This window comes from Psychrosphaera sp. 1_MG-2023 (assembly GCF_030548245.1).
Classification (GTDB): Bacteria; Pseudomonadota; Gammaproteobacteria; order Enterobacterales; family Alteromonadaceae; genus Psychrosphaera; species Psychrosphaera algicola.
In genome coordinates this window covers 262,222-274,458 of the sequence record NZ_JAUORW010000006.1, presented here as the reverse complement: position 1 = coordinate 274,458, position 12,237 = coordinate 262,222, and the positions used below count along the sequence as shown (strand labels likewise).

The 12,237-nt window shown below is 39.4% G+C and carries 8 protein-coding genes; 3 read left to right on the top strand and 5 right to left on the bottom strand.

Features of this window, described 5'->3' with window-relative positions; translation table 11 throughout:
* Positions 1-25: 25 nt before the first annotated feature.
* The 4 genes from carA to hrcA form a co-directional block, all read right to left on the bottom strand.
* The gene (gene carA / locus Q4575_RS08000) at positions 26-1,162 is read right to left on the bottom strand and encodes a glutamine-hydrolyzing carbamoyl-phosphate synthase small subunit (protein ID WP_303522183.1); all 1,137 of its coding nucleotides are present in this window, start codon (positions 1,160-1,162) and stop codon (positions 26-28) included.
* 219 nt (positions 1,163-1,381) lie between these two features.
* A complete protein-coding gene (dapB, locus tag Q4575_RS07995; protein ID WP_303522181.1) occupies positions 1,382-2,197 on the bottom strand; it encodes a 4-hydroxy-tetrahydrodipicolinate reductase in 816 nt (271 codons plus the stop codon).
* Between the two features lie 119 nt (positions 2,198-2,316).
* Positions 2,317-2,922: a nucleotide exchange factor GrpE gene (gene grpE, locus Q4575_RS07990; protein ID WP_215963579.1), complete on the bottom strand. Its 606-nt coding sequence runs from the start codon at positions 2,920-2,922 to the stop codon at positions 2,317-2,319.
* A gap of 70 nt (positions 2,923-2,992) precedes the next feature.
* Positions 2,993-4,015: a heat-inducible transcriptional repressor HrcA gene (hrcA, locus tag Q4575_RS07985; RefSeq protein WP_303522178.1), complete on the bottom strand. Its 1,023-nt coding sequence runs from the start codon at positions 4,013-4,015 to the stop codon at positions 2,993-2,995.
* Positions 4,016-4,114: 99 nt separating this feature from the next.
* Here hrcA and nadK point away from each other — a divergent pair, with 99 nt between their 5' ends.
* The 3 genes from nadK (at position 4,115) to Q4575_RS07970 (ending at position 8,153) form a co-directional block, all read left to right on the top strand.
* Positions 4,115-4,996, top strand: a complete 882-nt coding sequence (gene nadK / locus Q4575_RS07980; protein ID WP_215963577.1) for an NAD(+) kinase — start codon at positions 4,115-4,117, stop codon at positions 4,994-4,996.
* A gap of 86 nt (positions 4,997-5,082) precedes the next feature.
* A complete protein-coding gene (recN, locus tag Q4575_RS07975) occupies positions 5,083-6,756 on the top strand; it encodes a DNA repair protein RecN (protein ID WP_215963576.1) in 1,674 nt (557 codons plus the stop codon).
* A 461-nt stretch (positions 6,757-7,217) separates the two neighbouring features.
* Positions 7,218-8,153, top strand: coding sequence for a hypothetical protein (locus Q4575_RS07970; RefSeq protein ID WP_303522174.1), 936 nt, complete (start codon positions 7,218-7,220; stop codon positions 8,151-8,153).
* Here the strand turns inward: Q4575_RS07970 and Q4575_RS07965 are convergent.
* Positions 8,150-11,731 carry a response regulator gene (locus Q4575_RS07965; RefSeq protein WP_303522172.1) on the bottom strand — a complete coding sequence of 1,194 codons (3,582 nt, stop codon included), beginning with the start codon at positions 11,729-11,731 and terminating at the stop codon, positions 8,150-8,152. The genes Q4575_RS07970 and Q4575_RS07965 overlap by 4 nt on opposite strands.
* Between the last annotated feature and the right edge of the window lie 506 nt (positions 11,732-12,237).

The following is a 12,237-nucleotide window of genomic DNA, read 5'->3' as shown; positions in this document are numbered from 1 at the left end:
CTTCTCTTAGTCTCTATCGGTACAATTACTTATTTGCGCTTGTAAATTCGGTCATTAACTCTATGAAATGATCGAACAGTGGTGCCGCGTCGTGTGGACCCGGGCTCGCTTCTGGATGTCCCTGGAAGCTAAACGCTGGTTTGTCAGTACGGTGAATACCTTGCAATGTGCCATCAAACAACGACTTATGCGTTGCGCGCAACGTTGCCGGTAATGTAGCTTCATCCGCAGCAAAACCGTGGTTCTGTGCAGTAATCATCACTTTACCTGTCGCTAAGTCTTGTACAGGGTGGTTACCGCCATGATGACCAAACTTCATTTTTGCTGTTTGTGCCCCACTTGCAATTGCAAGTAATTGGTGGCCTAAACAAATACCAAAAATTGGAATATCAGTCTCTAGGAAAGATTTAATTGCAGTAACGGCATAGTCACATGGTTCTGGATCACCAGGGCCATTTGATAAAAAGATGCCATCTGGATTTAATGCTAATACATCTGCAGCTGGTGTTTGAGCTGGCACGACAGTAACGCGACAACCGCGGTCCACCAGCATTCTTAAAATGTTACGTTTAACGCCGTAATCATAAGCAACCACATGGAAACGTTCGTCTGCAAGTGCTGTAAAACCCTTACCTAACTGCCAGCTACCCATTGTCCATTCGTGAATTGATTCACATGTAACGACTTTAGCCAAATCCATTCCCTTGATACCAGGAAAAGCTTTAGCTGCTGCTAATGCCTTTTCCTCGTCTACTTCACCCGCGATAATACATCCGTTTTGCGCGCCTTTATCTCGTAGAATTCGAGTTAACTTTCGAGTATCGATATCGGCGATGCCAACAATATTTTTGGCTTTTAGATATGAACTTAAATCCTGTTCACTACGGAAGTTACTCGCAACTAAAGGAAGATCACGGATAACTAGGCCTTTAGCCCAAATCGTATCATTTTCTTCATCTTCAGAGTTTGTACCGTAGTTACCGATATGTGGGTATGTCAAAGTGACAATTTGTTCGGCGTATGAGGGATCAGTAATTATTTCCTGATAGCCTGTCATTGAAGTATTAAAAACTACTTCACCAACAGACAATCCGTCGGCACCAATAGCAGTACCGTGGAACATTGTTCCGTCTTCCAGAACCAATAGCGCGGGTTGAGTCAAGATAACCTCCTAGCAATGATATGCAGACTTTTATGGTTGGTCTGCAACCGGTTAATCTTAGTCGGAAATTCGAATTTTGATGCTGTTCAAAATTCGAGTATCACAAACATTAGGCAAATTCCGAGTATTGTAGCTAAGAGATCATATTTAGGCTAGAAAAAAATACAAAAAACATGAAAACAGTCGACTAAATCAAATTTTATATCTTAAGCTATAAAATTATAAGTTAACTTCTTTTAAACCGAGTACATCTTGCATATCAAACAGTCCATTTTGTTTTCCTGTCAACCAGTTCGCAGCCCTTACTGCACCTTTAGCAAAGGTCAATCTGCTAGATGCTTTATGAGTAATTTCAACCCTTTCACCGATATCTGCAAACAAAGCAGTGTGTTCGCCGACAATATCACCCGCTCTTACCGTCGCAAAACCAATAGTTTCACGTTTTCTTTCTCCTGTATCGCCTTCACGGCCGTAAACAGCAACCTTATCCAGATCACGGTCTAATGTGTTTGCAATAACCTTACCTAATGCTAATGCCGTCCCAGATGGAGCATCTTTTTTAAATCTGTGATGACCTTCAATTATTTCAATATCACAGTCGTTGCCGATGGTTTTAGCAGTAATTTCAAGTAGTTTGTATAGCAAGTTCACACCAGTACTAAAGTTTGCTGCGTATACGATTGCAATATGCTGAGATGCATCAACAAGTTGTTGTTCTTGCTCTGCCGTTAAGCCAGTAACACCAACAACTAAATTAAGTTTATTAGCAACACAGTATTTGATATTCAACTCAAGTGCTTCTGGTAACGTAAAGTCAATCCAAACGGTTGTATCTTTAGCTAATTGGTCTAAGTCTGCACTCGTCTTTATATTTTGTTCTTGGATGCCAGCAACTAGCCCAGCATCAATCCCCAAAAATGGTGAACTCTCGCGTACAGCTGCTGCACTTAGCAATGCGTTGTTGTCTTCGACAGTGGCTTGAATAAGGTTGCGCCCCATACGGCCATTCGCACCAAATATTCCGACTTTAGTCATTTTTAAAACACCTCTAAAAGGTTTATTAGATGAACGAAGATATTACCCGTTCTCCGCTTAATAAAAAACCCGCAGATAGCGGGTTTTAAAAGAATTAATACGATAACTTATATCGATTTCTATTCTGGCGCTTTAGATACCATAACCATGGCAGGACGCAGTAATCGGCCATTTAACGTGTAACCTTTTTGCATTACAGCAATTACTGTATTTGGTTCTACGTCAGCACTTGGTTGCATAGCCATCGCTTGATGGAACTCAGCGTTAAATTTTTCACCCTGTGGGTTCACTACTTCAACGTTAAATTTGGCAACCGCGTCGATAAAAGACTTTTGAGTAAGCTCAACGCCTTCTAATACTGGCTTTAATGATTCATTTTCTTTGTCAGAAAATTCAATCGCTCGTTCCATATTATCAATAACAGGTAACAGTTCATTTACAAATTTTTCTAGTGCAAACTTATGGGCTTTATCAACATCCAATGCTGCACGGCGACGCATGTTGTCAACTTCTGCAGCAGCGCGTACCACAGAATCTTTTTGACCTTCAATAGTTGCTTTGGCTTCAGCAAGTTCAGCCTCTAGTTTGGCAATGATATCTGCTTCACTATTTAACACTTCGACATTGTCAGCTGTGTTTTGTTCTGTTTGTTCAGCATTCTCAACAGTTTGCTCTTGGGCATTTTCTGCCGATTCTTGGTTTACTTTAGTCTCTTGCTCAGACATGAGTTTTACTACTCCAATCGATTCGTGTATTCAAAATTGTCAAATATGCAGGCTATTATGGGGATTGCTATCACCGATTCAAGGCTGAAGACAGAATATTCCCTGTCATATCGACAGACGATATCACAGTTTGATAATCCATCCGTACCGGACCTACGACCGCAATCACGCCAACCACCTTATTTTGTTTATAAAACGGCTTCATTACAATACTGCAATGTTCAAAAGCGTCGACCCCTGTTTCTGCACCTATAAATACGTGCACTTTATTCTCTTGTCGTGCTTGATTAAATAAGTGGTTTATTGGCGATACATCTTCAAAAAAACGAATCAGTCTTCTTAACGTATTAATATCATTTGATATATCTGAATTTAATAAGCGCGTTTCGCCGGAAGCAAAAACAATTTGTTCATTAAATTCGACGGTTTCGCCAAATAGTGCCGACTTCACCAATCTGGCTACTTCAGGATCTGCCTGCTTCAAAGCATAAGTTAATCGTTCTGCACCTTCATCAAAATTAAAACCTGCAAGTGATGTGTTAAGTAATAATAAGGTCTGGTGTAAGGTTTGGTCAGTCACGCTGTGTTGAATGTCCACCACTCGATTTTGCACATGGTCATGCTCATCAATCAGCACACATAAAATTCGGCTATCTGCTAGCCGGACTAATTCAAGTTGGCGGATGATCATGTCGTGTGGCTTAGGCATAACAACAAGACCCGTCATACTTGTCATGTCGGCAATTAACTGACTGGCTTTTTGACACATGTCTTCTGACGTGACCGATTTACTAAAGCTGGTTGTTAATTGTTGTAAATGGTTTTCTATTATATGCGTTCGATTTAAAATACCGTCAATAAAACAACGTAACCCTTTATGCGTCGGAATTCGACCGGCACTCGTATGAGGAGAATAGATGAATCCCTCATGTTCCAGAGTACACATTACGTTCCGCACAGTAGCAGGAGAAGCACCAACGACAGGATTGTCTGCGATCATCTTAGACGCAATAGGAATTCCTTCACGCAAATAATGTTCTATTATTAGCTTTAGAACGACCCCAGATCGTTGATTTTTACAAGTTTTTGACATTCAAACCTATTCTCATACTTCTAATTACTCGCTAAAAACGCTATAACGCATAATAATCTATTTCTACAACCTGTTATTAGGGCATTTAGGAAAAATACAATGACACAACACTTTAAAACTATTGGCTTGATAGGTAAAGCGAACCACAATGCGACAAAAGGCACGGTTGTTAGCCTTTACAAGTTCCTTTGTGAACTCGGCTACAAGCCTATTGTTGAAGAAAATGTGTCAAATTACATTAATGACAAAACCATGCAAACGGCAGACTTGGTTAGCCTAGGCCAACAATGTGATTTGGTTATTGTCGTTGGTGGCGATGGTAATATGTTGGGCACCGCCCGCGTATTAAGTCGATACGATGTCGCTGTAATTGGTGTTAATAGGGGTAATTTAGGATTTCTAACTGACCTTGACCCAGAAAACTTTGACCAGGCTTTAACAAATGTTTTAAATGGTGAATACACAACTGAAATGCGCTATTTGTTGGACGTTTCAATAAACCGACATGAGGTAACAAAAGCCAATAACTCGGCAATGAATGAGGTGGTATTACACGCCGACAAAGTTGCTCACATGATTGAATTTGAAGCCTTTATCGACGGTTCGTTTGTTTTTCATCAAAGGTCAGATGGCCTAATTGTATCAACCCCTACAGGCTCTACAGCCTATTCACTGTCTGGCGGTGGTCCAATTGTACACCCCAATTTAAATGCCATGACTCTTGTGCCTATGTTTCCACATTCTTTAACAAGCCGGCCTTTAGTTGTTGATGCCGACAGTGAACTAAAAATTGTCGTGAGTAAATCAAATGATGCCTTGCTGCAAATTAGTTGTGACAGCCATGTCAGACTCTCGGTAATGCCAGGTGATGAGATTGTCATTAAAAAGCATCATCAAGGTCTTCGTCTTATCCATCCTAGTGAATATGATTACTACGACGTGCTTAGAAAAAAATTGCATTGGGGAAGACAAAACTACTAACAAAATAGAATAAATAAAAGGTTAGACATTAACCACTGTTTAAACTACTGTATATGACAACAGTATATTAAACTTGAATGTTGCCCATGTTAGTTTCTCTTGCTATTAAAAATTTCGCCATTGTTAAAGACTTAGAAGTCCAATGGCATAGCGCAATGACAACCATTACCGGTGAAACAGGCGCAGGTAAATCCATCGCTATAGACGCACTTGCACAAACCTTAGGCGAACGCAGTGACGCAAATATGGTGCGTGCTGATGAAGACAAAGCAGAAGTCATAGCCTGTTTCGACATAGCAAATCTTCCCGCAGCTCAAACTTGGTTGGAGCAACATGATCTGCAGGCGGACAACGAATGTATATTGCGTCGAGTCATTTCAAAAGAAGGCCGCTCAAGAGGTTACATCAATGGTAGCCAAGTTCCTGCGAGCTCACTAAAGTCTATTGGCAACTTGTTAGTAAGTATTCACGGACAACACGCCCACCAACAATTAACAAAACCAGATCACCAGCGTATTTTATTAGACGAATATGCGGCAAACACATCATTACTGACTGATGTAAAAGCAGCCTATAAAAATTGGTTGAGTGTCGTCCAAGAGTTTAAACAATTAAAAGAGCAGCAGGATGAGTTTAGTGCTCAGCAACAGCTACTACAATATCAAGTAAATGAACTCGCCGATGCGGAAGTTCAAGAAGGTGAGTTTGAACAAATTGAGGCAGAGCATAAACGTTTGCATCATGCACAGTCTTTACTTGCTGACTCTCAAGGCGCCCTTTCGTGTTTATATGAAGGTGACTCTGGAAACGCGTATTCAGCAACTCAACAAGCCTTGTCGCTACTGCATAAATCAATTGTATTAGACGAAAATTTATCAGCGACAGTAGAACTCGTTGAATCGGCTCTTATTCAGCTTGACGAAGGGGCTAGCGAATTACGTCGTTATTTGGATCAACTTGAATTAAATCCTGAGCGTTTGTTTGAAATAGAGCAACGCATTGAAACTTACATGGATTTGGCAAGGAAACACAATGTCTCGCCGCATAACCTGTCAGTTAAAGAGCAAGAACTAAAAGATGAATTAACTCAGCTTAGTGTTTCAGGCGACCGACTCGAAGAGCTGGAGTTGGAAATACAAGTAGCAGAGCAAACATATTCAAAACTTGCTGCAGACTTAACAAAAGTACGCACTGATTATGCCGCTCAATTAGACCAACTTATAAGTGACAGCATGGCGTCATTAAACATGCCCGGAGCCCAGTTTTCAATTGCTATCTCTGGCCTAACAACTGGCCCTTCTGCTAGTGGCAACGACAGGATTGAATTTATGGTCACAACGAATCCTGGTCAACCGTTACAGCCTTTAGCTAAAGTTGCCTCTGGTGGTGAGTTGAGTAGGATCAGTTTAGCGATTCAAGTCATAATCGCGAAACGTGTAACAACACCAACATTGTTATTTGATGAAGTTGACGTTGGTGTTTCAGGCCCAACAGCTTCGGCTGTTGGCAAACTAATGCGCAAACTTGCAGATAATACGCAAGTCATATGCGTGACCCATTTACCCCAAGTTGCTTGCTTTGGACATCAACAACAGTTTGTCCAAAAAACATCGAGCGACAATCAGACTCATACATCAATGCAAAGCTTGACGCCAAAAGGCCGAATAGACGAACTTGCTAGATTATTGGGCGGTGAACAAATCTCTAAAAACACCAGAGCAAATGCAAAAGAGTTGTTAAATGTGGCGCAAGTTGCTTAGTCTTTTAGTCTTTTAGTCTTTTAGTCTTTTAGTCTTTTAGTCTTTTAGTCTTTTAGTCTTTTAGTCTTTTAGTCTGGATAAGGTTAACTTAGGGTTGGTTATATACGGTTAAATAGCTATGACACGTCATTATTTACATAGTTAATACTCACTACTCGGATGTACTGGTAAGTTCAATTCCAGCTAACGGAATCCATGTTACCTTTTAATTAACAGGTTTTAGCTTAAACACCTGAATTTCACGGATTAACGTCTGGCATTTATGGACTGAGTTTCAATCGTGGCCAGTTTTTGACTATGCGCGTCTATGCAATTTAAGTCATTGCCCTTCAGCATAGATGGAAATATCAACTTACTTATTTTTAAAACTTTTTATACTTTTGCCGCTACACTCCTTAATAATAGCGAAACAAATAGGGATCTGATCTACTGTGCTGAGTCGAATTAGTAAATTTTGCTTTATGATTTTAATTTTGGTCTCTAGTCCGATATTAGCTGAGCAACTAGATTTTCGAAAAACCGAAAGTAAATCTCACTATAATTACCGCTATGAATGGTTAGATGTGAATGGCGAAAAACAACAGCTGTCCTTTTCGATTGCCCGCACTGTTAGCAATAATAAGTTTCGACATTTTAAAGCACTAAGTCCTACCCGCATGACTAAATACGTAAAACGTAGCTTGTTAATGGCCATTAATACGTTAAATCCAAGACATGGAAAAGTTGATTTAATTCCTCAAGCTAATGGCGTTAGTTATAGCGTTTCTGGTCCTGAGCAGCAATGGGTTGATGACACAATTCAAATGTTAAATGAGAGGTCAAATGAATCGATTTCTGAATTTCTCGAAAAGGAATACTACATAAGGTTTTCGCCATTCGGGTATACGGACGACAAGAACTCAATAAGCTATAAGCCCGATCATAAAAGGTTTATTTCAGAAAGTGGCGACTCCTTAAAACCGATAATTGACCAACTGCACAAAAAATTTCCAAACGCGAGACCAAAAGTTGTAGCAACATTTTTATTATCTTGGGTCCAGAGCATTCCTTATGACACGATTGAATCTAGAGCAATTAACAATGGAGCTGGCTTTTTGCCCCCTTTGAGACTTATCGATTCAAACCGAGGCGACTGCGATAGTAAAGTAACGTTAATGGCGAGTATTTTAGGTCAAATGTTTAGTAACTTACGTATGGCCATAGTTTACGTGCCACAACATGCACTAATTGGCATTAATACACCACATGTTAAAGATGACTATAAAATTGATGTTGATGGACTCGATTATATTTTGTCAGAACCCGTTGGCCCCGCCATTATAAAATGGGCAGAAATATCAGACACGTCAAAACGATATATAGAATCAGACAATTATAAAATTGAAATACTCCATTAATTTTCGAGCCCGAATTGTTCTAGATAAGCAATAAACTCAAAGAGTGCTTTAATTTCGGTTTCCCAGGAATTTATCGTAACTGAGTTTAGTTTAGCGCCTTCGCTCAGTTGTTTTTCTAACTCAGCTGTTAATTCCGCTAAACCAGATGCGCCAATACTTCCAAACATCCCCCTAAAGTTATGCAAGGACGACTTTAACTCTTCAGCGCTGAGGCTGCGATAATTTTGAGAAAGGTAGAATAACGCGTTTTGCTTTGATGTTTTAAAACGTGTTAATAACTTAATAATCGTCTGGTGGTTTTCACCAAATTGCTTACCTAAAAAGCGCCAATCTAAACCATCAAACTGGGCACTAAGCGATTCTATTGTAATATTCGTTGTTATCTTTGGTTCTACATTCAGCATTATCGAGTTAGATGCAAGAAGCGCATTATAGTTAGATGACAGAGTTAAAATAGCGCCAATAAGTTTTTCTTTTTCTATTGGTTTATTTAAATGGAGATCAACACCAGCACGTTTTGTATTTAGTCTGTCTGTATCAGAATTGTGAGCTGTCATTGCAATTATAGGTAATCCGCGCCACTTATCTTCGGCACGAATGGCTTTCGTACAGGTTATACCATCCATTACCGGCATTTGGAGATCGAGAATAACAACATCAAACTGTTTTTTCTCTAAGAGTGCAATCCCCTCTTTTCCGTTGTCAGCACAAATAACACTAGCGCCTTCATTGGCTAAAATGAGCTTTAAAACTTGCTGATTAACTTCATTATCTTCAATAACCAAAATTGAATATCCAGCCAACATGGGCTGTTGCTCAATTAATTTTTGACCGACAATTTTCGGTTGTAACTGATTAAGTAACAACTTGTTGGTAGAAAACGGCATGGACAACACAGGAAAATGCGGGAGGGTACTTAAGCAGTTTGTCGCAAGTTCATTTAGTTTAAAGGTGACGGGTTGCAATTCGATATCACCTTGGCTGATCTTTTCAACAATGCTTGCGGGCAATAAAGTCAACATTTCAGGGCGGCAAACCAATACTTCATTACGGTGAATTCGCCCCTTCGAAATCTCACTAGGAGACAATACTCGATATTTTTGCTGAGTAGTTCTTAGTTTATTTTTTAAGGACGTAACGAGGTCACTCTTTTGCTCGCAAATAACCCATTGTTTATTAATTAATTTATTATCAGTTTGCTCTACAACTTTGCGCAGCGGCAATGTCACCTTAAATTCAGTACCTTGGCCCACTTTCGACCAGAGTTCCGTTTTCCCCCCCATCAACTTAACTAGTTGGTAAACAATTGTTAACCCCAAACCAGTCCCACCAAACTCACGTGTTATTGAACTATCCGCTTGGGTAAAGGCTTCGAAAACGGCTTCTTGTTTTTCTTGAGGAATACCAACGCCAGTATCAATAACTTTAAATTCAACAAACTGAATATCATTTTTTTCTCGCAATAAATTGGCTTCTAATATTACTGATCCCTTTTCTGTAAACTTGATGGCATTACCAATTAAATTTATAAAAATTTGGTCAATACGTACCTCATCACCGATAAATAACTCTGGAAAATCTGGAGACAAATTGACATCTAATAATAACCCTTTTCTCAATGCTTCTGGCAAAGCATTTGCAAATGCAATATCAATTATACTTGAGAAAGCAAAGACTTCATTGTGCAGTTCTATCTTCTTCGCGGAAACTTTAGAAAAGTCGAGTATGTCATTTATTATTTGGATTAAGTGTCGAGATGATTTTTGTGCAATATTAATATAGTTGGTCTGTTCAATTGTTGGCCTAGCACTTAAGAGTAATTCCAACATTCCCATAACAGCATTCATTGGGGTGCGAATTTCGTGACTCATATTGGCAATAAAATGGCTCTTTGTTTCATTCGCATCAACCGCCTGTTTACGAGCCTTATCTAGCTTTTTAACGCTTGCTTCCTGTTCAGAAATGTCTCGCCCTAAACCGAGTAGCCCGTGCACTTCACCATCTGAATCTACGATTGGCGCAACAAGCCATTGAATAATTGCTACTCGTCCATTTGGAAACGTATGTTTTGACTTACCATTAAAAGGTCTTTTAGAACGTAAAGCTTGGAAATCGAATTTAGTTATTTCTTCGGCAATTTTAGGTGGGAAAATTTCCTCAGCGTGTCGGGCAACAATATCAGTTTCACTTACACCAGCAAGATACTCAAAAGCACTATTGCACCCTAAAAACCCGCCATCTAGGTTTTTGTAATAAATCATGTCAGGTATTGAGTTCATGATTGATCTATTTAGAGCAATATTTCGATCTTTTGAGTGGGTTTGAGCCTGTAACTCTTGGGTACGACTTTTTACGATATGATCTAAATGTTTGTTTTTAGTCATCAACGATTGTAATAACTTACGGTTATCTTTGTAAGCTAAAGCGATTTTATCGAACCACTTTTCCCACCCACTAACGGTCAAACTATCTTCCATATCATACAAAGAACTTTGCCGCTCAATATGCGCAATCAATTTAGACGTAGGGTAGGCGATTTTCCAAATAATAAGCGCAAAAATAAAGATTATGACAAACAGACTAAACAGCAAGATTTTGACGGTTAGCCAACTGACACTTGCGTTCATTTCTTCTATGAAGCCACTTGCAGGTTTGAAAGTTGCCATTCGGTATGGGGTGGAATCAATTGCTTTTTGTAGATAGATTACAGGTTCATGTGCAGCTCGTTCTAGTAACAAAGGACTATGTAACTTACGTTTAACATTTAGATCATTATTAACGATATGCCGCAAACTCTCAGGTAAATACCTAGTCGCAAGGTACACCTGAGCATAATCTTTAACCTTGTTTACTGGCTTAACTACATTAGTTGTAATCGTCTTCCCTGTAATAGAATCCCAAATTACATAAAAAGAGTTGCTGCCTTCAAAAACCTGGTCGAGCTGAACATCAAGTTTAACAACCAAAATAGACATGGCATCATCTACTTTTTCTATTGGTAAAATGAGGTATTCACTCGCATGACCAAATTCGACATTAAAAAATGGTGGCACAAAGATCGTATGCCTTTGAGTCATTAATTGTGATAGTTGTTGTTGTTTATGGAACAACCAATTATATAGTTGCTCTAAAGAAGGGTCATTTCTGTATGGGAGATTAGCCGGAAAAATAAAATCCTTCCCTTTGAAATTAATAACAAAAGCCTGTTCTACCACACGTTCATCGAGTAGAGACTGGACCATAGGTTTAATGAATTGCCCAACTTCTAAGAGATAGCGACTCGAACTAGGCAATTTTTGGACATAGTCTGTGGATACCCCGTCTACTTCAGTTGGAGTAACCAAATTCATAATGGCCAGTTCATTTGACTTTATATCAAATTGATCTCGAACTAAGCCTGATGCCGAATAATTGTTGTATACAAGTTTCGCTTGCTCCATCAATTGTTGGACCACGTAAAGATTGGTCGCAAGCGAATCAGCAGCTTTACTTTGTGTTACAAATTGCTGCTTTAGAAACCTTGATTTGTATTGGTTATAAAAGTCCTCTTTGAAGCTAAAAACTATAATACCTAACACTAGGATGCTAAGTATAAAACTCATAGTTAACTTTTTGAGTACAAAATAGTTCAATTCAGCGACCTCGGTGGCTATAGGTTAAGCAGGCAGAAAAGCATAAAAATACGAAAGGTTAGTCTATCAGTAGACTTTCTAAAACGATACACCAAAGGCAACGCAATACTCCTTGAGGCCAGAGCGCACAAAACCAATTCCACTGACCTTGTTATATACAGGTAATTGCAGTTAGTAGGACAGTTAGTTGGACACCCACCCAGAACTTAACATGGACACCCACCTAAACTTATCTTGGACACCCACCATAACTTATCGTGGCGGCAATAGTTACCCACAGTCTAGAACGTAAGTTAATGAAACTCTCAAACCATTTACTATTAGATAGTCAGTTCGATGCTCGTTACGTTGGAGAGATGACATTAGCAGAAAGGTTATTACCCTCAGTCCCAATGATTCCTTAACATTGGGTGCTCCTGCGAGCAAAAATTTTAATGGGCTACCAGAGCAAA